The 24,572-nt window shown below is 45.3% G+C and carries 23 protein-coding genes; 3 read left to right on the top strand and 20 right to left on the bottom strand.

Features of this window, described 5'->3' with window-relative positions:
- Positions 1-303 precede the first annotated feature (303 nt).
- Genes proB through proC form a run of 3 tightly spaced genes read left to right on the top strand, consistent with a single transcriptional unit; the run spans position 304 to position 3,611 of the window.
- On the top strand, positions 304-1,407 hold the full coding sequence (gene proB, locus MKX35_RS12975; RefSeq protein WP_042190091.1) for a glutamate 5-kinase: 1,104 nt from the start codon (positions 304-306) through the stop codon (positions 1,405-1,407).
- 36 nt (positions 1,408-1,443) lie between these two features.
- Positions 1,444-2,691, top strand: a complete 1,248-nt coding sequence (locus tag MKX35_RS12970; protein WP_076299592.1) for a glutamate-5-semialdehyde dehydrogenase — start codon at positions 1,444-1,446, stop codon at positions 2,689-2,691.
- Between the two features lie 50 nt (positions 2,692-2,741).
- Positions 2,742-3,611 carry a pyrroline-5-carboxylate reductase gene (gene proC / locus MKX35_RS12965; protein WP_076284587.1) on the top strand — a complete coding sequence of 290 codons (870 nt, stop codon included), beginning with the start codon at positions 2,742-2,744 and terminating at the stop codon, positions 3,609-3,611.
- 68 nt (positions 3,612-3,679) lie between these two features.
- Here proC and MKX35_RS12960 read toward each other — a convergent pair whose 3' ends face one another.
- The 20 genes from MKX35_RS12960 to MKX35_RS12865 all read right to left on the bottom strand — a co-directional run bounded on the left by MKX35_RS12960 (position 3,680) and on the right by MKX35_RS12865 (position 24,566).
- Complete coding sequence (locus tag MKX35_RS12960) at positions 3,680-4,405, bottom strand: hypothetical protein (protein ID WP_081382891.1); 726 nt, start codon at positions 4,403-4,405, stop codon at positions 3,680-3,682.
- A complete protein-coding gene (locus MKX35_RS12955) occupies positions 4,402-5,505 on the bottom strand; it encodes a hypothetical protein (RefSeq protein WP_076284586.1) in 1,104 nt (367 codons plus the stop codon). Before MKX35_RS12955 ends, MKX35_RS12960 begins: the two co-directional genes overlap by 4 nt.
- A gap of 18 nt (positions 5,506-5,523) precedes the next feature.
- Positions 5,524-6,009 carry a hypothetical protein gene (locus MKX35_RS12950; RefSeq protein WP_076284585.1) on the bottom strand — a complete coding sequence of 162 codons (486 nt, stop codon included), beginning with the start codon at positions 6,007-6,009 and terminating at the stop codon, positions 5,524-5,526.
- Entirely contained in the window at positions 6,006-6,461 is a 456-nt protein-coding gene (locus MKX35_RS12945) for an RNA polymerase sigma factor (RefSeq protein ID WP_256716311.1), read from the bottom strand. The genes MKX35_RS12950 and MKX35_RS12945 overlap by 4 nt, the downstream gene beginning before the upstream one ends.
- A 226-nt stretch (positions 6,462-6,687) precedes the next feature.
- Complete coding sequence (locus MKX35_RS12940) at positions 6,688-7,440, bottom strand: DnaD domain-containing protein (protein ID WP_060622747.1); 753 nt, start codon at positions 7,438-7,440, stop codon at positions 6,688-6,690.
- A 26-nt stretch (positions 7,441-7,466) separates the two neighbouring features.
- Positions 7,467-8,765 carry an asparagine--tRNA ligase gene (gene asnS, locus MKX35_RS12935; RefSeq protein WP_036676308.1) on the bottom strand — a complete coding sequence of 433 codons (1,299 nt, stop codon included), beginning with the start codon at positions 8,763-8,765 and terminating at the stop codon, positions 7,467-7,469.
- A gap of 21 nt (positions 8,766-8,786) precedes the next feature.
- Positions 8,787-9,995 carry an acetate/propionate family kinase gene (locus MKX35_RS12930; RefSeq protein ID WP_042190106.1) on the bottom strand — a complete coding sequence of 403 codons (1,209 nt, stop codon included), beginning with the start codon at positions 9,993-9,995 and terminating at the stop codon, positions 8,787-8,789.
- Positions 9,992-10,864 (bottom strand): 3-hydroxyacyl-CoA dehydrogenase family protein, encoded by an 873-nt coding sequence (locus tag MKX35_RS12925; RefSeq protein ID WP_076299591.1) that lies wholly within the window; start codon positions 10,862-10,864, stop codon positions 9,992-9,994. The genes MKX35_RS12930 and MKX35_RS12925 overlap by 4 nt, the downstream gene beginning before the upstream one ends.
- A 133-nt stretch (positions 10,865-10,997) precedes the next feature.
- On the bottom strand, positions 10,998-12,500 hold the full coding sequence (locus MKX35_RS12920; protein WP_076284584.1) for an AAA family ATPase: 1,503 nt from the start codon (positions 12,498-12,500) through the stop codon (positions 10,998-11,000).
- A complete protein-coding gene (locus MKX35_RS12915; protein WP_042190109.1) occupies positions 12,493-13,035 on the bottom strand; it encodes a hypothetical protein in 543 nt (180 codons plus the stop codon). The genes MKX35_RS12920 and MKX35_RS12915 overlap by 8 nt, the downstream gene beginning before the upstream one ends.
- Positions 13,036-13,442: 407 nt before the next feature.
- Positions 13,443-13,961: a cell wall elongation regulator TseB-like domain-containing protein gene (locus tag MKX35_RS12910; protein ID WP_076284583.1), complete on the bottom strand. Its 519-nt coding sequence runs from the start codon at positions 13,959-13,961 to the stop codon at positions 13,443-13,445.
- A 169-nt stretch (positions 13,962-14,130) separates the two neighbouring features.
- Entirely contained in the window at positions 14,131-15,432 is a 1,302-nt protein-coding gene (locus MKX35_RS12905; protein ID WP_076299590.1) for an amidohydrolase, read from the bottom strand.
- Positions 15,419-16,072, bottom strand: coding sequence for a redox-sensing transcriptional repressor Rex (locus tag MKX35_RS12900; protein ID WP_076299589.1), 654 nt, complete (start codon positions 16,070-16,072; stop codon positions 15,419-15,421). Before MKX35_RS12900 ends, MKX35_RS12905 begins: the two co-directional genes overlap by 14 nt.
- 131 nt (positions 16,073-16,203) lie before the next feature.
- Positions 16,204-19,065 (bottom strand): ATP-dependent DNA helicase DinG, encoded by a 2,862-nt coding sequence (gene dinG, locus MKX35_RS12895; RefSeq protein WP_042190117.1) that lies wholly within the window; start codon positions 19,063-19,065, stop codon positions 16,204-16,206.
- 136 nt (positions 19,066-19,201) lie between these two features.
- The gene (locus tag MKX35_RS12890) at positions 19,202-19,843 is read right to left on the bottom strand and encodes a tetratricopeptide repeat protein (RefSeq protein ID WP_042190119.1); all 642 of its coding nucleotides are present in this window, start codon (positions 19,841-19,843) and stop codon (positions 19,202-19,204) included.
- Positions 19,844-19,953: 110 nt separating this feature from the next.
- On the bottom strand, positions 19,954-20,337 hold the full coding sequence (gene panD, locus MKX35_RS12885; protein WP_042129504.1) for an aspartate 1-decarboxylase: 384 nt from the start codon (positions 20,335-20,337) through the stop codon (positions 19,954-19,956).
- Positions 20,330-21,220, bottom strand: a complete 891-nt coding sequence (gene panC, locus MKX35_RS12880; protein WP_076299588.1) for a pantoate--beta-alanine ligase — start codon at positions 21,218-21,220, stop codon at positions 20,330-20,332. The genes panD and panC overlap by 8 nt, the downstream gene beginning before the upstream one ends.
- 1 nt (position 21,221) lies before the next feature.
- Positions 21,222-22,088 carry a 3-methyl-2-oxobutanoate hydroxymethyltransferase gene (gene panB, locus MKX35_RS12875; RefSeq protein WP_076299587.1) on the bottom strand — a complete coding sequence of 289 codons (867 nt, stop codon included), beginning with the start codon at positions 22,086-22,088 and terminating at the stop codon, positions 21,222-21,224.
- A 335-nt stretch (positions 22,089-22,423) separates the two neighbouring features.
- A complete protein-coding gene (locus tag MKX35_RS12870) occupies positions 22,424-23,224 on the bottom strand; it encodes a biotin--[acetyl-CoA-carboxylase] ligase (RefSeq protein ID WP_076299586.1) in 801 nt (266 codons plus the stop codon).
- Positions 23,214-24,566, bottom strand: a complete 1,353-nt coding sequence (locus MKX35_RS12865) for a CCA tRNA nucleotidyltransferase (RefSeq protein ID WP_256716307.1) — start codon at positions 24,564-24,566, stop codon at positions 23,214-23,216. Before MKX35_RS12865 ends, MKX35_RS12870 begins: the two co-directional genes overlap by 11 nt.
- Positions 24,567-24,572 lie beyond the last annotated feature (6 nt).

Genomic DNA, 24,572 nt, shown 5'->3' with positions numbered 1-24,572 from the left:
GGTATTCTATTGAAAATAAGTGAAACGTGCAGACGGGACCAGTAAGAATGAGTCTAACCGCGCCTAGAGAGTAAATTCCGACAGGCTGAAAGAATTTACCGCGGTTTTCGTTCCGAATCCTACCCCCGAGCGGCCTGTGCTAAGCAGGACGGATCCTCCCGTTACGAGAATGAAGTCGGATGATCCCTCATCAATGAAGGTGGTACCGCGGAAGTTTACAAGCTTTCGTCCTTTGCTAAGTCTAAGGATGGGGGCTTTTTGTCGTTTTCAGCATCTATAAAAATACTGAGGAAGTGAACAGATATGACGACACGAATCGTAGTCAAAATAGGCAGCAGCTCACTGACTGGAACAGAAGGCGGATTGAATCGCGAAGCCGTGTCCTTCTTCGCTTCAGAGATTGCCGAATTGAAGAGAAACGGCTGCGAGGTGTTATTAGTAACCTCCGGTGCTGTAGCCGCAGGCTTTCGCAGTATCGGTTATCCTACACGTCCGAAGCTGCTGCATGAGAAGCAAGCAGCTGCTGCTGTAGGCCAAGTACTGCTCATGCAGGCATATCAGGAAGCTTTTGCCGAGCATGGAATAACCACAGCACAGATCCTACTAACCCGTACCGACTTTTGTAGTCGCAGAGCTATGAACAACGCGATGATGACGGTAGAAGAGCTGCTTCGCCTAGGAGCGGTACCCGTATTTAACGAGAATGACACCGTCTCCGTTGATGAGTTAAAATTCGGTGATAACGATACTTTGTCCGCGCTGGTAGCTAACCTGCTGAAAGCCACCAGATTGCTCGTCTTAACTGACATGGATGGCTTATATAGTGGAGATCCTCGGAAACATCCCGACGCTGTTCGCTATCAGTTCGTTGATGATATTACGCCGGAGATTTATGCTATTGCTGGTGGAGCTGGCTCTAGTGTGGGGACAGGTGGCATGCGTTCAAAAATCGATGCTGCCAAGATCGCTACACGAGGCGGTGTGCCCGTCTTTGTTGGGAGAGCTACCGAACCAGGGGATTTACAACTCGCAGCGACAGGCTCGGGCCGAGGTACTTATTTTGCAACCAAGTTATCTTCTTTACCTGTTAAAAAGCAATGGCTTGGCTTTATGTCCACCCCACTCGGCTCCCTGTACGTTGACGAAGGCGCCGTTGAAGCGCTGCTTCATGGCGGTCATAGTCTGCTGCCTGTCGGCGTCAAGCAGATCGAAGGTAACTTTCACGCTGGGGATGTTGTAGAAGTCCTTGGACCAGACTCCAAGTTGCTGGGACGCGGGATTGTGAATTACGATGACACTCAGCTGCGCAGTATTCAAGGTTTACCCAGCCGTCAGATTGTACCGAAGCTGGGAGAAGTACACCGGCTGGAGGTCATTCACCGTGACGAATGGATTACATTGAGGTAAAAATTTTGCCCCATACAAAATTAAGGAGGAATCGTCATGAGTGAAGTTGTCAATAAAGCAAAATTAGCCAAGGAAACCACCGGAGTATTAGCGAGTCTAACTACCGGCCAAAAAAATGAAGCACTCTTAGTTATGGCTGATGCGCTGCGTCGTGAAGCTCCAGCTATCATTGCTGCCAACCGGGAAGATCTGGAACGCGGACGCTTAAGTGGTACTCCCGAGTCCATGCTTGATCGACTAGCGTTAGATGTAGGCCGAATTAACAGTATCGCAGAAGGACTTCAACAAATCGCTGTATTACCTGATCCAATTGGTGACACGCTAGAAACTATTGAACGTCCAAATGGTCTCAACATCCAGAAACTCCGTGTTCCACTCGGTGTCATCGGCATCATCTATGAAGCACGTCCAAACGTAACTGTTGATGCCGCTGGTCTGTGTCTAAAGACTGGTAACGCTGTTGTGTTGCGTGGTGGCTCCTCCGCCCTGTCCTCCAACCGACAAATTGTCGAGGTTCTTCACAACGCTCTAGCAAATACTTCAATGCCGAAAAATGCGCTACAGTTGATCGAAGATCCCAACCGTTCCTCCGTTGATGAAATGCTTAAGCTCAACGGACTACTTGACGTGATTATCCCTCGCGGAGGAAGTTCTCTGATTCAAAATGTTGTGCTTAACGCAACCGTGCCCGTCATTGAAACGGGTGCAGGCATCTGCCATACTTATCTCGACGCAAGCGCTTTGCCAGAAATGGCTCAGAACATTAGTCTGAATGCCAAAGCACAGCGCCCTTCAGTTTGCAATTCCATGGAGACGCTACTCGTTCATAAGGATTACGCAAACGAGTATCTGCTTTCTTTGGCCGAAGTTTTCCGTGATGTTAACGTTGAATTACGTGGCTGCCAGGAAACATTATCCTTTGTCCCATGGGCATTACCTGCAACATTAGAGGACTATGCTACTGAATATAATGATTATATCTTGAATATCAAAATCGTCAGCGATTTAGACGAAGCTATGCAGCATATCGCCCAGTATGGCACGAAGCACTCGGAATGTATCGTAACTGAAGATCCGGATAACGCGTCACGCTTCTTACAGGAGGTTGATGCTGCAGCTGTTTACCACAATGCTTCAACCCGCTTCACAGACGGCTTTGAATTTGGATTTGGTGCAGAGATCGGCATTAGTACACAGAAACTCCATGCCCGTGGACCGATGGGTCTGCCTGCTCTTACTTCAACCAAATATAAGATTTACGGAACAGGTCAAATTCGGGGTTAGTGTCCATGCATCCGTTTTTAATTACACCACTTTTAGGAGGATTTTGAGCCATGTGTCAGCAACCTTCCATTCCACTTATGAATCATAATATTGTATTTTATGGCGCAGGCTCTATGGCAGAAGCCATCGTTCGCGGGATGATTAGCCGTAGTATCGTAAAATCCGATAATGTTATTATGCTTAACCGTAGCAGTAGTGAACGTCTGGCAGAACTAAGAAGTCGTTACGGTGTAATCGGTACAAATGATCCTGAACAAAAAACAGATTACCTACGGAACTCACCAGTAATCGTGTTGGCTATGAAACCAAAAGACGCTGCAAAAGCACTTCGGGGACTCAGCCCACTTCTCTCACCTGATCAGATCATAGTCTCTGTAATTGCTGGGCTGTCCATTCGAACGATGCAAGGTCTGCTTGGCAAAGAGCAACCCATCGTCCGTACTATGCCGAATACTTCTAGTTCCATAGGTCTTGGTGCCACTGGCATAGCCTTTTCCAAAGAAGTAGATGAGAAAGGACGACGCCTAGCACTCAACATCTTTGAAGCTGTCGGACTAACAACAGTCATTGATGAAGAACGCATGGAGACCTTAACGGGTATCTCCGGCAGTGGGCCTGCCTATATTTATTATATGATGGAAGCTATGATCGCCGCAGGTATCCGTGGTGGATTGCCGCTTGAACAAAGCACACAGCTAACTGTTCAAACAGTGCTAGGCGCTGCTAGAATGGTACAACAGACGGGCGAGGATCCAGCTGCACTTCGTAAGAAGGTCACATCCCCGAATGGCTCTACACAAGCAGCGATAGAAGTACTCGAGCAGGGAGAATTTTTTGAAACTGTCATCGCGGCAGTAAATCGCTGTGCCGAACGTTCCCGTGAAATGGGCGCTGCGCTTGAGAAAGAGCTGCATTCGTAAAATAAAAAGATCGCTTCCCATACCACATTGGTCAGGAAGCGATCTTTTTTTTCAATTTAAGGCCATGATTAGCCCGTTACAACATTTCCATAAGTATCTCGAACAATCACTTTAACATTAGCCGGAGCCCCAACAGTCACGTCCAGCGTGTTCCTAGAATTATCGAATAGCAGATCTCTAGGAGTTTCCCCTAAAATGATGTATAGCGTATTCCCAACATGCTTAGTTTGAAGCAGCTGTTGCTCTTGTGCTTCTTGTAGCTTCCCTTTATTTGAAGAATATCTCCCGAATACATTCAGCTCGTTTCCACCCGTTTGATCTACTTTAATCCCATAAGGTTCTGCAGCTTGGATAATGATGGTACTAACGCCCTCTGGAACGGCTCCCTTCCAATCTGGCAATGCGTAACTTTCTTGCACAGCTGAAACGGTACGGCGAAATTCCTGTGTTAATCCTAAAGAACTAAATCCCGCAAAAACTAGACAACATACAGCTATAAACCCAACAAACAGAACGCTTAGCACATCATAATACATTTTTCCTTTTCCACGAAACCATAAAGTGTATATTACAATTTCTAAGCCTAATAATATAAAAATGATCGGCCACCAAGCTAACGTCGTCTCGAACACCTCCGCGCCCCTCCACTGCGAGACCATAATTAGAGCTCCCAGAAATAAAAGGCTCAATCCCATCGACAACGTTCCTACACGCCAGCGTCTTGATTTATCTTCAGCAACCGGACGCTCACTTGAAACATTAACTCCTTGCTGTAATTCTGTCGGATTATTCAAGAATGACCACCTGTCCCTTTTCTCCCTTTATTGTTCTTGCTTCCCGCCATCAGCTTCAAACCACCGCCAATCAACAGCACAGATACGATAAAGGTCCTGAAATATTCATTGACTATATACTCTAAACGCCATCCAGGAAATCTGATATCAAGCGCAGGAACTGCGACATTAACTACAATGTAATACAGTCCTAGACATATCAGAGCAGCTCCAAGCCATCCTTGATGATTTAAAAATCCTTCTATGACTGGCTTATCCTGTAAAGGTTCACGTCCATGTCGGCTGACAAGCTGTAAGCCATCGAACAAACTGTAAAACCAAATGACTGGAATGAGGAAGAATAGCAGCGTTAAACGCAGTAGGTCCATGACATAAATACTCCCTAGAAATAGCAGCATGAGCTGTAATCCTCTTTTTTGCAGCCCTAGATACATTTGTCCGGCACCCGGAAAAGCAGAAAGCAATGTAGCCAAAACTTTGCTACGGCGCCCCTCCTCACGACCAGCCTCCATCTCTTCGAATAAAGTACGATCTACCATTTCTTCTCCAGCTTGCTTACGATGGATTAACTGAACCGCATCAAACATACAATATAACCAAATCACTGGTAATACGCCAAACAGGAGAAGGAAAACATCACTTGACGTAATCCCTGCCAGGAATAACATCACGGTCATAAAACCGAAGAAAGAAATGAGGAAAGACAATCCTCGCTGCATCAACCCCATATGAAAATGACCCAATCCTGGAATGAACGATAATAAAATTACATGTACACGCTCATTATCGTCTGTCTTAACGGGCATTGAAGAAAAATCAAAATTCGATCCATCTGGAGTCATTGCCGGAGCAGGCATCTGGAGCATTTTAACCACCAGATGCACCATCGAAACCGTCCCAATAAGTAGGAACCCTATCACACCCATTAATAGAATATCCTCGGCACCTTCAGCCACAGCTATTAAGAATGACATAAATAAGATGCCAAAGCTTAACAGAAGATAAACAATTCCCTGTGGGCGTTTTCCCATATAATAATGACCTGCTCCAGGAATCAAATTAAGAAAAAAAGCTTTTAATTTACTACGCTGCTGTTGCATATTTCATTTCTCCTCTCATCACTTTCTGCTGCCCATTAGCTGATCCAACCATCCGCTAGTTGTCTGTATGACTTGCTCGCTAAATGATGGGGAATTATCTTTTTTAGGGATCATAAGCTCCATTTGACCTGTGTGCAGCTTATCAAACATACCAGATGTCATTATCAACAGCGTAAGTGACGCGGCAACCGCATAATGAAAGATTGTCTTTTCATACCAGCGATATCGCCGTACCCCTTCTTCAACCGTCACTTGTTCCAATGCTGCTGACGATTCCGTCATACTAGCCCAATCTGCCATAACCCTCTCTGTAAAAATAGACGAATTCTCCAATGAAGGCAGATCCTCCTGTAGCTCATCCAACATTTCCATGTATGAAGTAAAACTTTCCGTATCTTCCAGCAGCAACTGTTCCCAATCTTCTCTGGTCGCCTCGTCCATGTGACCTTCAATATAAGATTTCGCTTGTTCCCGTTGGATTAGATCGTCTCCACGCTTCATCATAGCCATTCGTCCTCCTTCCAATGATTTCGGATCCATTGTCTCGCCCTATACAATCTGGACTCTACCGTCTTCAGGGAAATTCCCTGCTCTGCAGCAATCTGATCATATTTTTTATGTTCCAGATAATAAGCCACCATAATTTCACGATGAGTTTCAGGCAGGCTATTGATTTCACCGAGCAGCCGATCCATCCGATCACGGCGTATAACACCTGACAACACATCCTCTTCGTTGGAAGCGGTCTGGCTCAGTACAAGCTCATAGTCAACAGGAAGTTCCCTAAGTCGATCACGTTTACGTTTCGCATCAATTGCCTTATTTAAGGCGATCCGTGTAATCCATGACTTTAAGCCTTGATAACGGTAGTCAGGGAGAGATTTGTACATTTGTAAAAAAGCTTCCTGAGCAGCATCTTCAGCCATTTTGACATCGCGTAATACAGAATAAGTAATTTTGTAAATTTGCTGACTGTATGTATTTACAAATTGACGGAACGCATCCTCGTTACCTTGGCAAATCCGCTGGATTAATACCTCTTCTTCAATGACTCTCCCCTCCTTCCCACAGCAATAGACGCGCCCGATAACAACTACCCCTGCATTTTTTTATATAAATATTAAAAAGAACCGCACTGACTTTAGCGATGGGCTAAAGCAGTGCGGTTCTCTCCTAATCTATCTATCTTCCGCCATTGCGGAATTTTTGTGTATAGTTCTTTACATCCTGAGCGTTCTTGACCCGGTTGCGGGCCCATTCCAGCAATATTCGATCAATATAACGGAAATGAACCTTTCCTGCAAATACAGATTCCTTCAGCGCTAACAGAATCAGCTCCTCGGGATACCGGTCTTGATCCACCCAACTGGATATCGTCTCACACTCCATTGGAGATAGCGGACGTCCGAATTCCTTTTCGAAAATACTGAATAGATTTCGGCTTTCCTCTTCAGCCCCAAGTTGAGAAGGAGATGAGGGGGGCTTTCCGCCGAATCCACCCCCTGAAGCAGCTCGAGGTGCCGACGTTGCATAGCCACCTACGTGCTTATCTTGCTCATGCTCTTGTACAACTGTCGCTAGATAAGCACCAAGCTTTCCGTATAACCCTGAGAAATTGTAGCGTTCATAATGGATGTCTCTTAGCTCATCGTTGTCTCCATCGATGCTAATAAAACCTTCCTTCATAAGCTTCTGCAACTCTCCTGCTAGTACAGATATGCTACGGCCAGTTACAACCTGAAGCTCCTCAAGAGAAGGGAAGTCAATCCCTTCCACCTGCCTGAAAGAAAGCAGATGTATCAGCAGCATAGCTTCACTTCCGCTTAAATTCAGCTTCCGGTAATACTTCAGTAATGCGTAAGGTATGACGGCCATTCCGTTCTCCAGACCGAAGGAGACGCCTTCGCCCCAGGTACTCCATCCTTTGCCGTCCATGAACGTCCCCCTTCAAATATAAGAACTTATGGGTAGAGACGGTACAGTGTACGTGGGAATGGAATAGTCTCACGTACATGGTCAAGGCCACAGATCCAAGCTACAGTACGCTCAAGTCCAAGTCCAAAACCAGAGTGAGGTACAGATCCGTAAGTACGCAGATCCATGTACCATTTGTAAGAGTCCATCGAAAGATTATGCTCTTTGTAACGCTCTTCAAGCAGCGCAGGATCATCGATCCGCTGTGAACCACCAATAATCTCTCCGTAGCCTTCTGGAGCGATCATATCCGCACACAGTACGACTTCCGGACGGTTTGGATCTGGCTTCATATAGAACGCTTTGAAAGAAGCAGGATAATGAGTAATAAATACAGGTTTATCGTATGCTTCTGCGATTGCTGTTTCATGAGGTGCACCGAAATCATCACCCCAAGCAATATCTTCAAAGCCTTTATCGTTCAAGAACTTGATCGCATCGTCATAAGTAATGCGTGGGAATGGTGCTTTGATATTCTCCAGCTTGGAAATATCGCGACCTACCGCTTCCAACTCCGCACGGCAATTCTTCAATACAGATTGCACTACGAAGCTAATAAATTCTTCCTGAACCTTCAAGCTTTCTTCGTGATCTGTAAAGGCCATTTCTGGTTCGATCATCCAGAACTCAATTAAGTGGCGACGAGTCTTAGATTTCTCTGCACGGAAAGTTGGTCCAAAGGAATATACACGGCCTAGTGCCATTGCTGCAGCTTCCATATACAACTGTCCGCTTTGTGTTAGATAGGCGTCCTCATCGAAGTACTTCGTGTGGAACAAGTTAGTAGTTCCTTCTGCTGACGTTGGCGTCAGAATCGGAGGATCCACCTTTGTAAATCCACTCTCGTTGAAGAACTGTTGGATTGCACGAATAATTTCCGCACGAATTACCAGAACAGCCCGCTGCTTCGAGGCACGCAGCCAGAGGTGACGGTGATCCATCAAGAAATCTACGCCATGCTCTTTCGGAGTAATTGGATAATTCTCTGTAAGATGCAGGACTTCAATTCCAGTTACAGTCATTTCAAAACCAGATTGACTGCGAGGTTCCTCGCGGATAATTCCGGTCACATACAAAGAGCTTTCCTGTGTGAGGCTCTTAGCTGCATCCCATACCTCTTCAGGCACTTCTGATTTCACTACAACTCCCTGAATATAACCTGTACCATCGCGAAGCTGGAGGAACTGAATTTTACCACTGGAGCGCTTGTTGTTTACCCAACAACCGATAACAACACTCTCTCCAACATGTTCATTCACGTTCTTAATTACACTCTTGTTAGCCATGCCTTCAATCTCTCCTCTAATTTAGCCGTTAATTCCTTGCACAATACGGTGTGTATCACGTGCAATGACAAGTTCTTCGTTTGTCGGAACTACTAGCACTTGTACCTTGGAATCTTCCGTAGAGATACGACGTGGATCGCCGGAACGAACTTTGTTAGCTTCAGCATCCAACTCAATACCCAGGAACGTAAGGTTATTTAGCAGTTTCTCACGAAGCAATGAAGCATTTTCACCAACACCGGCAGTAAATACGATCGCATCTACACCGTTCATAGCAGCCGTATATGAACCGATATACTTGCGCAAGCGGTACTCATACATTTCAAAAGCTAGTGTGGAATTAGGCTCACCTTTTTCCATACCATCAATAATATCGCGCATGTCACTGCTTACGCCCGAAATTGCTAAGAGGCCACTATGTTTATTCAACATGGAGTTAACTTCGCCTACGGACAATTCTTCCTTGTTCATCACGTAAGGGACAATTGCTGGGTCCAGATCACCACTGCGAGTACCCATCATCAAACCTTCCAGAGGGGTCATACCCATGGAAGTATCCACGGACACTCCACCTTGAACTGCAGTTACACTACCGCCGTTACCGATATGACAAGTAATGATCTTCAGATCTTCCAGCGGACGCTCCAAGTACTCCGCAGCAGCCTTGCTTACGAAGTCGTGTGATGTACCGTGTGCGCCATAACGACGAACTTTATATTTATTGTACAATACTCTAGGAATAGCGTACATATAAGCTTTTTCAGGCATGGTTTGGTGGAATGCAGTATCGAATACAACAACCTGCGGTACACCTGGCATATTTACTTCAGAAGCCGTAATCCCCATCATTGCTGCTGGGTTATGCAGTGGTGCAAGGTCAAACAATTGACGAATTTTCGTTTTTGCGTCAGCATCCACAAGTGCGGAAGATTTGAAGAACTCTCCACCATGCACTACGCGGTGACCTACAGCATCAATTTCTTTAATAGATTCAATTACACCATGCTCTTTGTCTGTAAGACAAGCAAGGACTTTGCGGATCGCAGTATTATGTTCCAGAATTTCGCTTACTTCTGTCACTTCCGCTTTGCCAGTAGGTTTATGATTCAGAATGGAGGAATCCATCCCGATACGTTCAACCAAACCCTTAGCCAAAACCGATTCATCGGTCATGTTATACAGCTGATATTTCAAAGAAGAACTACCTGAGTTAATAACTAAAATATTCATACACGGTCACCATCCTTGTCGTACTTGAAGAAGCCTTCTCCTGATTTCATACCCAGTTGTCCTGCACGTACCATCTTCTTAAGAATTGTAGAAGGACGGTATTTCAGTTCTCCGTATTCACGGAACATATTTTCGAGTGCCGCAAGTACCGAATCCAGGCCAAATCTGTCAGCCATTTCAAGCGGTCCATATTGGAATTGATAACCAATACGCATAGCATCGTCAATATCCTGTGCGGAGGCAACGCCTTCTTGCAGCACATGCATAGCTTCATTGATAAACAAGCAAATGAGGCGTGATGTTACAAATCCTGGGGATTCATAAATCATTACACCTTTTTTCTCAACAATCTCATCAACAAAGGATTTTGTATCTTCAAAAGTAGCATCTGAAGTTTTCAGACCACGTACGATTTCTACAAGATCCACTTTAGCTACAGGATATATGAAATGCATTCCGATCACGCGTTCCGGATACATCGTAGAACTTGCAAGTTCAGTCAAGCTAAGTGTTGATGTATTGCTGGCAAGAATAATGTGGTTCGGGCATACTTGATCCAATTGATTCAAAATCTTTTTCTTTTCTTCCAAATCCTCAACAATGGTTTCGATAACCATGTCACAAGAGCTGAGCTCCGCGAAATGTGTCACTTTTTGAATGCGGCTAAGAATCAGCTTCTTCTCAGCTTGAGTGATCGCCCATTTCTCCAGTTGCTTATCTAGACTTGTCTCGATCATTTCGTAAGAGTAGTCCAGTTTCTCCACGGTTTTCTCCACTAGTAATACATCCAGGCCTTTGGCTGCTAACATTTCAGCAATACCTTGTCCCATTGTGCCACCGCCGATGACACCTATTTTTTTGAAATTCATAAAAAAGTCTCCATCCTTTCAGGTATCTATACTTTTGTATTGTACCTTGTCTGTCGCAAAAATTTATAAAGCCCGACATATAATGATATCTTAGCATGCCTGAAAAGTAAAAAAAAATAACCAGCATAAATATTTATGCTGGTAAAAGGACGCTGTCACGAAATTGACATCGAAATTGCTCTCCAGAGAGTACTTCTTCCTTCATTAAAATGTCAAGAGAGTAATCAAATACATTTCGTTGCTTTTCAAGGTGCTCACGAGTGCGTGTCATCAGCTCATCCAATATCTTACTATTTTCCTTCATAAGCTCTTCAGTGGTAACCATTTCCAGCTTAGCGATACCCAGCGAAGTTAAACCTGACTTCATCATCGTTTCCACAATATTCAGCGCCTGATCGAAATCACCGCGTGAACCTGTGCTTCGTCCACCATAATACATTTCTTCAGCAGCTGCTCCACCAAGTGCAATCATAATCTGATCTTCGAGATAATCTTTGGTGTACAAATACTGCTCTTGCTGAGGATTATGTCGCACATAACCAAGGGCTTGCCCACGCGGAGTCAGCGTAACCTGACTAACGCTTCCGGGACGAAGGAGCTCTGCCATGATGGCATGTCCCAATTCATGAATGGCGACTCTCTTTTTCTCTTCATGATTTGTTTCTCTATCCGTTTTTTCACCCATCATTACCTTGTCAATCGCCATCGACAGATGCCGCTGCTCAACTTTCGTCAAGTCCTCACGCATCATATAAATCGCAGCCTCATTCATGACACTTTCAAGCTGAGCACCGGAAAAGCCATAGGCTTCTTCAGCGATTTTGTCGAGACTCACCTCTGTATGAAGAGGCTTATTCTTCGCATGCAATTCGAGAATCGATTTGCGGCCCTTTTTGTCAGGCATGTCCACTTGAATATGACGGTCGAAGCGTCCAGGACGTAACAATGCTGAATCAAGCATTTCTTTCCGGTTTGTTGCAGCTACCAGCAAAATACGCGGAGTTTCGTTATTATAAATACCATCCATCTCGGTCAATAGCTGATTTAAGGTCTGATCATATTCACGTTGCTGACCGCCTTCGCGCTTACCGCCAATTACGTCAATTTCATCAATAAAAATAATGGCACTTTGTTTGTTCTCCTTAACAGCACGGTTACGAGCATCCTTGAATAAATCGCGGATCCGACCAGCCCCGACACCAACATACATTTCTACAAATTCACTACCTGATGCAGCTACGAATACGGAGTTTGTATAATGCGCTGCTGCTCTGGCCATAAGGGTCTTACCTGTTCCTGGAGGGCCAGTGAGCAGAATCCCTTTCAAAGGACGAATCCCAAATTTACTAATCTCCTCGTGCCGGATCAAAAAATCGAGTGCCTCACGAAGCTCTTGCTTCGCATTGTCTTGCCCACCAATTTCTTCAAAAGTGAGCTTTGAAGGCCCTTCCTTCTGGCGTTTCTTCCCTGCACCAGCGTTCACCGTAAGCCCGCCACGCAAATGAGCAATTATAAGTAATGCAGTAAGCATTCCAGCTGCTATAACAATCGGGAATATATTAATACCTAAAAAAGCCATGAAAATAAACAGCACAGGAATAAATCCGAGTAAAATTTCTTTAAGGTACTTAGGCATTATTCCATACCCCCAAGGTCGCAGGTTTTCGCGGCAAAATAATAAATTTGCTTTCTTTTCCATTACTCAAGCTTACGTACACATTGTTGTCGTCGATATCAGTAGATGCTATCACATCTTTAAATTCCGTATTTTGCTGTTTCAATCTATCAAGTTCTGTAGGTATAATCGTATATTTACGGCTCTCCATGGCTTCAGCTACAGAGAACATCGCTTTATCCCAGTAATCATCCAATAGTTCACTTGAATTTTGCTCCACATCGAGTTTAAGTTTACGTCCTTCAATCACTGATTTTCCTTCTTTGGATACATACGATACTAGATCACGTAAATTCGTGCCCGGCTGCAAATCAAGTTTCAAAGTGACCTCATCGCGGTTAATACTAATATGTGAAGTATTTACTCCCTCAAATCCGGTTACAATCTTTTGGAGCGGTTCCTGTAAAGCAAACTGACGATATAAAAAGAATCCTCCGAATAATAGCATAGCCGACAGTAGAGACGTTATCAGTACAGGTACAAGACGTAATTTCAAGAAACGTCCTCCTCTCAAAGATGAAAAAATGTAAACAGAATGATCCAAAGTCATAGCTGCTAAGAGCTCATCAGAGCCTGACGTTCTACTAACACTGTTCTAATTACAAACAGTAGTATATCACAGGTGTATATACTATATTGAAAAAAAGTGTGAAGATATTTAAAATTTTATTTTTTAATTCTTTCCATTTTATTAAATTTATTGATTTAATTCGACAAAAAAAGGGCTGTTACTCTTAACTAACAGACCTTTTTTCGTATGAATCTTTAAATACCAATACATAAAAACTACTCTTATAGTATATCACAATTCGTGTACTTATAGTATATCAAATAATATGTCATTTAAAAAACAAGCGAACCATAAATGGTCCGCTTGTTTCTCCTATAATGCTTTTGTTTAATTTAGCGGCTAGGTAAACTGTAACCTTCACCCATTCGAGCCCCATCTGAGAACCGATAAAATTGATAATAATATCGACCGCTTTGTTTATAAAAAAGCTGCCAAGCATACTCCCCGTTATATACTCCTGGCAACAACCGCTCAATGCTGATGTCCGGAAGATCGGCTTTTATAAGGCTACGCATTTTCGCTTCAGAGGTCCCTTTACTTAGTTCTTCAGCATATACTGCGTCGGTTCCTTCAGCAAACTTCCCGTCTACAGTAAAACGTACCCAAACCATCAACTCGGTCCCGGCTTCATTCTTCCCTGTTAAGACCCAGTACACCGCATTATCATCCCACACGGATTTCTGCGCTTTGGTTACCTCTGTCAGACCAGCACTGGTTTTAGCGACATCCTTAGCGATATCTCGCTCGTTCCATTGATCTTTCATAATATAAGCATAGAACTGGATAAGTCCGAACAGAAGGAGCAGAATCAGAACTGACCCCAGGAGGATCCATTTTTTCCTTTTCTTCAAGGTACAGCTCCCTTTCTAGTAATATATCTTTTTTGATTATATAACACACCTGTGTGTTTATCCAAAGTTTCATATCCAATTCAATGATCTAATTATCAGAAACACAAAAGGCTGTAACTTTGCAATCGCAGAAAGTCACAGCCTTTCAGTTATTCGTTATGATCTTAGACTATCGTTTAAGCAGTCCATCAAATGATTCTTGCGCCTTACGACGGATTGCTTCCTCATCTAGCGTTATACATTCTCCATGTTTTACAACCTGTTTACCATTCACCCATACATGCTCAACGTCCTTGGCGCTGGCAGAGTATACAGCATGAGACAACAGATCTGTGTGTGGTAGCAAATGCGGCTGGTCTATATCAATCGCGATAAAGTCCGCTTTCATGCCAACAGCGAGTCTACCCACATCATTTAAAAAGATAGACTTTGCGCCATACTCTGTAGCTATACGCAGCGCTTCCGGAGCTGGGACAGCCGTCGGATCACCACTTACACCTTTATGGATGAGGGCTGCAAGACGCATCTCTTCAAACATATCCAGGTTATTATTGCTTGCCGCACCATCTGTACCCAGTGACACCTTCACACCAGCCTTTAGAAGATCCGTAACCCGAGCCACTCCACTAGCCAGTTTCAGATTACTTCCTGGGTTATGAGACACGCCTACATCATGACGAGCCAGTATCTCGATCTCTTCATCATTCAAATGAACGCCATGTGCAACAATAGACGGACGTGTGAACATTCCAAGCTTCTCTAAATGCGCTACAGGCCGAAGTCCGTAATCCACCACATTCTGCTCCACTTCGCGTTTGGTCTCGGACATATGGGTATGCATCGGTAAATCCAAATCATGTGCCGCTTGTACAAACTTAACAAAGAAGTCCGGTGGGCAAGTATATGGGGCGTGTGGCGAGATCATCGTCGTAATTCTACCATCAGCCTTACCATGCCAATTTCGTGCAAAAGAAATCGCTTCCGCAAGCTTGTGATTTTGTACTTCCTCTGGGCATAATCCGATTACGCCTCTCATCAGTACGGAACGGATGCCTGATAATTCGACTACCTCTGCTACTCGATCCATATGATCATACATATCCAAGAAGGTTGTAGTACCACCTTTTAGCATTTCCAGTACCGACAAGGAGGTTCCCCAGTATACATCTTCTCCAGTGAATTTCGCTTCCATCGGCCACATCTTCTCTTGAAGCCACACCTGAAGTGCTAAATCATCTCCATAACCACGAAGCAATGACATTGCGGCATGGCCATGTGTGTTTACCAGACCTGGCATAAACAGCAGACGACTGCCATCAACAACTTGCACATCATCTTCCATTAAAGGCTCTTCTTTTCCTATGTAAGTGATCAAATCATCTTCAATAGTCATGTATCCGCTCAGAACCGGCTCATCTGTTCCCGAAATAAGAAAACGCCCGCCCTTAATAATCGTTTTACTGCTCTTCATTTCCGGTTTCTTCCTTTCCGTCTTTCAAATAATAAGCAAGGCTTTGCAAATCCGTTGTAAAATCGGCAGCATGAACACGGATATTCGATGGTGTTTTTAGAATCACTGGTGCAAAATTCAAAATCGCCTCAATGCCAGACTCAATGAGAATATCTGCTACATTCTGCGCTTCTGAATCAGGCACAGTAATTATCCCAATTCGAATACCTTGCTCACGAACCGTCTGACCAAGCTCCTCCATCGGTTGAACGGTAAGAGAGTTGATTTTCCGCCCCACCTTAGGTGCATAGGAGTCAAATATAGCGGTAATCTTCATAGTATCTTTCAGATAAGCATTGTAATTAGATAATGCATGTCCAAGGTTACCAGCACCTACTAAAGCCACATTCAATTGTTGATCCAGCTTCAGAATATGACGGATTTTTTCAATAAGATAAGTTACGTCATACCCGATACCTTTTCTACCAAAGTCTCCAAAATAAGCTAAATCTTTACGAATTTGAGCAGGATTTAAATCAAGTTTTTGTCCTAGTTCTTGTGAGGAAACGGTTAATATTTCACGTTTCTGGAGATCATTCAAGAAACGCAAGTACACAGGAAGTCTGCGAACAACGGCTTCTGATATTTTATCCGATTTCATAATTTACCTCCTAATTTAAGTGATATTCTGTTCAAATCCTATCGAAATATCTGCACCTCGTCTCAAGGAAGAGCGGTATTCTTATACCGCCCTTCCTTGTAGAGTGATTAATAAGATCGATGACGTTCTTTTCAAGAAACGCCTCCGTCTTCCAACCACTCCGCTATACGAGGAACCATTTGATCCGTAAGCATATGCTCCATTTTCGGGCCAGGCAACGAATAGAGGAAATACTTCCCATAGTGAGATTCGATCACCCTTGTGTCATACACAATAACAATACCCCGATCTTGCGCTGTCCGTACCAGCCTCCCAAATCCTTGCTTGAAGCGAATAACCGCCTGAGGAACAGACAACTTCATGAACGGATTCTTTTTCTGGGCTTGTAATAACTCAGACTTCGCTTCCGCTAGAGGGTGGTTTGGCGGTTGAAATGGGAGCCTCACGATGGCCAAGCATGTTAATGCTTCACCTGGAATATCTACACCCTCCCAAAAGCTGCTTGTTCCTAATAGTACAGAAGCTGCACTGTCCTGAAAACGGCGGATCAGCTTGCTACGGCTGCCCCCCTCCACGCCTTGACCTAGCACCGTGATCTCTTGTGAGGCTAGAGCCTCTTTCAGAGGATCGTAAACCTGGCGTAGCATCTTGTAAGAAGTAAACAGGACAAGCATCCGCCCACGTGTTGTAATAGCTGCTTCTGCTAGTGACTGTACGAGTGTATCGACAAATCGGGCATCGCCTACACTCCCCTTCACACTAGGGAAATCCCGCGGAATAACTAACAGCGCCTGCTCCCGATACTTAAAGGGAGAAGGCAGGAGTGACGTCATCAGACGCCCCTCTTCCGCAGCTTCATTAAGTCCGAGATTATCAATCATAAACTGGAAAGATTTATCGACAGAGAGTGTCGCCGAAGTTAGCACGATACTTTTCTTCTTGTCGAAAAACAGCTCCTTAAGCTGAGTACTAACATCAACAGGAACGGCATACAGCTGTAGCGATTTACTGCGATAATTTCCATTCGCCTCCAGCCAATATACTACATTCTCATCATTTAATCCCATAAAAAACCGTACTTGCTCACGTATCGAAGCTAAATCCTTAAATAAGCCGCTAATATCGGTAACTAGACTATCTGAGGAAGATTGACCTTCTTGATCTCGCATCTCATTAAGCATTTTATCACCTTTACGGATAATTTCGCTTAATGTCAGATTCATAGTATTCTCTAAAGCAACCAATTCATCCCAATCTTTCGGTTTACGGGTAGGAAGTAGCCGCATGACTAACTGGCCGGCTTCTCCCGCCGCTGCATCGCTACGTTCCGGCAAGAGGCTGAATAGTTTATCACTAAGCAGATCCCAGGTTTCTTTTACGGTAAGCAGGTCCGGATAGATTCTATCGATCACTCCGCTCCATTCAGAAGCTTCCTCACTGCCTGATGACTGAAGCATTTGGCGAAGTGTAGGAAGTTGGCCATTTCGACTATCCTTATAAAGACGCGATAATGTATGTGCCACCGTGAAATGCTTCATATGCATGCCTAAATGCTTGCCAGCCACGTCCTCCAGATGATGGGCCTCATCTATTACAAGATGTTCATAAGCGGGAAGTAGTTGATGCCCAGCCTTAACATCAGCGAAAAGCTTAGAGTGGTTCGTAATGACCACGTCTGCAATACCAGCTTCATGCTTAGCCCGATGATAATAACACTTACGGAACCAAGGACACGAGCGACCCAGACAAGAATCGGTATCGCTTGCCACCGTCTCCCAAAAATCTCCGCCACGTCCACTTAGATTGAGCTCTTCGTCATCTCCTGATTCACTTTGTGTCAGCCAAACGATCATCTGAGCCGCAGTAAGCGCATCTTCCCTCGGACTTATAAAGTCTTTTTTATTAATTTTATGTTCGAACTTACGAAGACACAAATAATGCCCTCTGCCCTTAAAAATTGCAGCTTTAAATGGAAAAGGAACTACCTGCGTTAACAAAGGAATATCACGCTCACGCAATTGATCCTGCAGATTAATAGTATGAGTGCTGACCATGACTTTTTCATTAGTGCGTACGCTTTGGTATATGGCAGGCAATAAATAACCAAGGGATTTACCGGTTCCTGTCCCTGCTTCGATCAATAGATGCTTGTCTTCGGCAAGTGCCGTCATCACCTCATTGATCATAATATCCTGAGCTTCTCGGCTTTCATACTGTGGCAAAGTTTCTTTAAGTCGTTTCGTTACTTCATCCATATAATCTGTAAAAGATAAATTGTGTAGTGGATTCTCAGCATGCTCGTCTCGAGGTGGAGCTAATTCATTCCAGTCTCCTACAGCAAGCGCTAATTGACGATAGAAAGTCAGATCACCTTCGGGCTGAAGCGTCTCCGCTTCCCGTTCACGCAGCAGACCATCAAAATACCAACCCAAATCACTATCCTCTTCCGTAAACAACTCACAGAGTCTCTGAATCGTCAGCAGAGGCAAATCGTAGAGCTCCTCCAGACATTTCAGCAATACAAGAGCAGTTGCGAGTGCATCACTGTCTGCCTGATGCGGACGATCATGCGTCACTCCAAAATGTGCACTAACTGATCCTAGTTGATAGGATGTGAGGGAAGGAAAGCAGATTTTCAGAAAATCAATCGTATCTAAAATCCGCCCTTGAAATGGTAAATACCCACATCGGTCTAAAGCATTTTGCAAAAAATGGAAGTCGAATGCGACATTATGCCCTACAAGCACAACATCATCCAAGAGTGGGACAAGCTCCATCATCATCTCATCCAGCTCAGGTGCATCCTTTACATCATCGTCGGTAATCCCCGTTAGACCAGTTATAAAAGGAGGTATCGGCGTTCCGGGCTTGACGTAGGAACCATATACCCGGGAGATGGACCGGTCTTCTTCTATAATTGCAAGGCCAACCTGGATAATTTCACCCACGGATTGGGTTCCCGTTGTTTCAAAATCAAGCACGGCAAATTTCATTATAATTCTATTCCCTTTCAATTGAGACTCTTAATCAGCATAACAGAAGTTGCGAAAAAAGGCGATGCACACCACTGGTTCAGGGGATGCATCGCTTGAATGAAAATGCGGAATAATAAACCGTAAACGTAATAATTTACAATAATGAAACAAGCTGATTTCCGAAATGAAGCTTACCTCCTCGGCGGCGGCAAACCTCCAAATTAACGGTTGGTTCAGGAAGTGCCGGGTCAAGTTGCAAAGAAAGGCCAAACAGCTCCTGCGCTTCATTGAACCGTTCTTGAGAGGCCCTGATGCAACCTAAAGCGTTATAAACCATTGCCTTCAGCTTGGTTTCCCGTATCAAACCGAGCATATGGTTCAGATGACTCCAAGCAGCTTCCCCCTCCCCTTCCTGCAGGTAAGAGATGGCTAAATATAATCGAGCAGCCAAGCTATCCGGATATTGCACAATAACTTCCTTAAACTGTTCAATACATTTCCCATACATCAGCAGCTTATAATACCCTTGACCTCTAACAAAAGTATCCATGCACAGCTCGGGTGCTTCCTGCTCTGGCACTTCCTCTTCAACCACAGTCGTAAAATCTACACTTTCACGAAAGTGACTTAGCTTCTCTGCAAAGGCCAGCCATTCATCCATCACTTTATCACTAAGTCGATGCAGCATATTATAATTGCATAAAAGCTCATTCCGGCGGGCACCCTCCGCTGTAGGGTAATCTGTAACGATCTCCTGAAGCACCTTGTTCATTTCAGCAAACAAATGTTGAAACATGGGCTATCCCCCTTACTGAAGATGAAATCAGTTAAGCTTGCCTGACTTCATTTTCTGCGAGAACGGGGTCTTTCATCCCTGCCATTCATTACATGGCGTAAGTCCATAAATTAAGCGATTGTAGCATGCAATTCATGATCAGCCAGCTTCACTGGTCTGTTGTTCTCATCCACGAATACCACCGTTGGCTTATGCGACTCCAGTTCTTCTGAAGACAACATCGCATACGAAATAATAATTACTGTATCTCCCGGTTGAACAAGACGTGCAGCTGCACCATTTAGGCAGATCACACCACTGCCGCGAGGCCCTGGAATAACATAGGTTTCTAACCGTGAACCATTATTGTTGTCCACGATCTGCACTTTTTCATTCTCAAGAATATCTGCCGCTTCCATTAAGTTCTCATCAATAGTAATACTTCCCACATAATTCAAATTCGCTTCTGTCACCGTCGCGCGGTGAATTTTGGATTTCATCATATGTCTAAACAAGAGCGGCAACCTCCTTTGGAATAAATACATTATTGTCAATTAATCGCGTTCTGCCAAACTTCACGGCAAGCGCTATAATAATCTCCCCATTTACATCCGTTAATAAAACTTCGTTCTCTAAGCCTTCCAGATTAGGGAAAGTCAGTATTTCCGCATAATCAATGACCGCCAAAGGAGAGTTGGAAATAACCGAGGTCAACAATTCCCGCACTTCAGCAACGGTTGTTACTTTTCCTTCTTCAATGGACTGACGTGCTTCACGCAAGGAACGAGATAACACCAGTGCTTGAGAACGTTCCTCTGGAGATAAGAATACGTTACGCGAGCTAAGTGCAAGTCCATCTCCTTCACGAACGATAGGGCAAGGCACAATTTCAACATTCATATTCAAATCAGATACCATTCTGCGGAGCACAGCTACTTGCTGAGCATCCTTTAGCCCGAAGAAAGCATAATCTGGCTGCACGATATTGAATAGTTTATTAACAACTGTTGTTACGCCATTAAAATGCCCTGGACGCGAAGCCCCACAAAGTCGAGTGGTAAGCTCTGATACCGAGACAGTAGTCCGGGTAGGCTGCGGATACATTTCTTCCACACTGGGGATAAATACAATATCGACACCTTCGCGTTCCGCAAGCTCCAAATCACGCTCTTCATCGCGCGGATAGGAATCATAATCCTCATTCGGTCCGAACTGCAGCGGGTTCACAAATATGCTCATAACGACTGTGTTGCTCATTTCTCCTGCCCGCCGAAGCAGACTGGCATGTCCTTCATGCAGGTATCCCATGGTTGGAACAAACCCAATCGGGGTATGCCCACCTTGTCTCATATATTCCAAAGCTTCGCGCAGTTGCTTAATGCTTCTGACGACTCTCATCTTATTCCCCATCCTTTCCGGCACCGCCGTATAAAGATTCCAGAACGGTTTCATCTGCTTTAAAAACATGACCTTCATCTGGGTACGAGCGATTCTTCACTTCTTGCACATATTGGCTGATACCCTCACGAATCAGGCTACCCACATCCGCGTAGGTTTTGACAAAACGTTTCTCACGGTAGGGTGAGGCATAACGCAACAAATCATGGAAAACCAATACCTGTCCATCACAATAACGACCTGCACCAATCCCAATGGTCGGAATGCTCAGTGCCTCAGAAATTGCTTGTGCCACTTCTTCTGTCACCAGCTCCAGTACCACTGCAAAAGCACCTGCTGCTTCAAGGGCCTTAGCTTCATCCATCAGACGTTTTGCATCTTTGGCGTCCTTACCTTGAATGCGGTAGCCGCCAATCATATTTACCGATTGCGGTGTAAGTCCAATATGCCCCAGCACAGGAACTCCCGCAGCTACAACCGCAGTAACTGTCTCACAAATTTCGAGACCGCCTTCCATTTTGACGGCATGAGCCCGCCCTTCCTGCATCAGTCTGCGCACACCCCGCAAGGTTTCATCTATACTTCCGTGGTAGGTCATAAATGGCATATCTGCCACAATGAATGTTTTTTGTGCGCCCCGAGTTACCGAACGAGTGTGGTAGACCATATCGTCAATCGTAACAGGTAAAGTTGTATCATATCCAAGTACCACATTTCCCAGGGAGTCACCCACCAGAATAAGATCGATACCGGCTTCTTCAGCAAGTAGAGCCGATGGGTAATCATAAGCAGTCAGCATGCTTAACCGCTCACCATCTGCTTTCATTTTTTTCATTTTCAAAATATTAAGTGCTTGTTTGTTTGCCATTTCTCTCTTCGTCCTCCTTTTTGAAATTACATCCCCGTAAAAATCGCAACAAAAAAACCTTTTAGCAACGATTTGCTAAAAAGGTCCGAAGGGCAAAAAAGAGTCACTCGCGATCGTCCCTTCTGTCTCGGTCCTTACGGCTCAGAGCAGAATCCAACGTAACCGTCTAACGCAGTTATGAAGGTGATTCCAATAATAAAACCATTATAAGTTCATCAGATCAAGAGTACAGTTCGCAAAACGATACCGCCTCTGCCCCATAGTATAACAAAAAGGACTCGGAAATACACGAAAAAAATATGACAGGGGATGACACCCTGTCATATAAAAAAGATTTATAAAAGCTCGATTTCACCTGAGCATACGCTAGAAATCTCTCCTGCGCTGTTTTTAAGGATTAGTCCACCTAACTCATCCAAACCTACCACAACACTTTCAGAGCGTCCCTGAGGGCTATTCAGAGCGATTTGGCGACCCAAAGTAACTGACATCGACTCCCACAGCTCTTTGATAGGTTTAAAACCTTGTTCCATGTATAGATTGAAATGCAGCTCTAACTCATTCAATACAGCTCTTACCAGCTCCGAACGGTCAATAGGGACACCGCCCCGCTGAATCCGAAGAGAAGTCGCTACTTCCTTCAGATGATCAGGATAATCGTCTTCAGTCAAGTTCGCAGAAATTCCAATCCCGGCGATGCAATAATGAAGCTCTCCTTCTCTTAGCGAAGACTCGAGCAAAATTCCACATATCTTTCGACCGCCCGCAAGTAAATCATTTGGCCATTTAATCCCGGCGTCTACTCCGGTTACACGGCGAATTGCCTTACAGACTGCAACCCCAGCAAGCAGTGTTAACTGAGGAGTCTGTAACAAAGGTAACTTCGGACGCAATACAATACTCATCCAAATGCCTTTGCCACGAGGAGAAAACCATTTCCTACCCATTCGCCCTCTAGCACCGGTCTGTTCTTCAGCGATTACGGTTGTTCCTTCTGGTACACCGTTTTCCGCCAATCGTTTGGCTTCCTCCTGAGTAGATACGACAGACTCCAGGAGCTGAACTCTGTCTAGCCAATTCGAATCAGAAGCTTCCTGCTTCAACCCGGTTAGCGACAGCGCTTTTTCATAGCTCATGTCCATCCATCCTTTTTGCTTCAAGCAGCAATTCTTGTTTATTGTTAAGAAGATCTCCCGATGCAGTCGCCTGCAGAAGTGCACTCAGCATATTGCCAAGCCAAGGTCCTGGACGTTTCTCAAGCGCTTCCGCCAACTCATTGCCTGTAACAGCAAGCTCCGAGAGACTCTTCAATGGCATTTGTGCGATCCACTCTCTTGCAGGCACCGCTGGGGCGGTGATAGCGGGCGAGTCTTTTGAGACCGCTTGGGTGTTGACAGCGGGTGAGACTTCCGAGTCCGCTGGCGAGTTCGCAGCGGGAAGGGCAGCTGCTGGCAGGATCGCCAGCAGCGAGAGCCACCCTTCGGCGGCTTCCACGCCGAAGGTCAGCACGGCGGCGATCCAGCGCCGCCGCAGTAGATCTGTGCCGCCCGGTTCCCCCGGCGGCACAGCCTCCAGGGCAGCGGTCCAAGCTTCGCGGACCCGCAGCACCTGGACGACGCTGGTACGCGTCGTCCCAGAGAACGTCCATGCCCGCAGCAGCTCATCGGCCTCTTGGGCCGACTGCTTCAGGGCATGGAGGAGAAGCGCCCACCGCAGGTGGGCGCTCTCCAGTTCCCCTATCCCGGCCGTTAAGGCGGCAGCAGCCGCCAGATCGGTTCCGGTCCAGGGGAACGGGGCTTTGCCGCGCGCGAGCAGCTCACAGCGCGCTAGCATAGCAAGGCCGCGCCGAGGATGCGGCCCCTCTACGATGCGGTCCAGCTCCGCGCGGACACGCTCCACAGCAATATGCGCCAGCTTATCTCGCTGACGCAGGAGCCCCCTCCACGTATTCTTAGCGATGGAGAAATCTAACACCGATGCGAAACGAACGCAGCGAAGCATGCGAAGCGCATCCTCATCGAACCGTTCCTCTGCATCACCCACACAGCGGATCACACGGAGAGCTAGATCCTTCTCGCCTCCGAAGGGATCAATCAAATCTCCACCCAGCCCGCAGCATATCGCGTTAATCGTAAAATCACGACGACGAAGATCTTCCTTCACATCACTAACAAATTCAACATGGTCCGGACGACGATGATCGACATAGCCGCTTTCAGTTCGGTATGTCGTCACCTCAAATCCATGCCGATCCTGAAGCACAGTGACCGTCCCATGTGCTAGCCCTGTCGGAATACTGCGTGCGAAGATGGCTATCACTTCCTCCGGCACTGCTGAAGTTGTAATATCCATATCATGCACTGGCCTACCCAATAGCTCATCGCGAATGCAGCCTCCAACCCAAAAAGCCTCATGGCCGTTTTGCGTTAGCTCAGAAATTACATTTTCCGCCGCAAGAGCCATAGCAGATGGCGCCATTTTCCA

The organism is Paenibacillus sp. FSL R5-0923, assembly GCF_038009145.1.
Lineage (GTDB): Bacteria > Bacillota > Bacilli > Paenibacillales > Paenibacillaceae > Paenibacillus_AQ.
The sequence above is the reverse complement of the archived record's forward strand: the minus strand, read 5'-3'. Positions and strand labels throughout refer to the sequence as shown.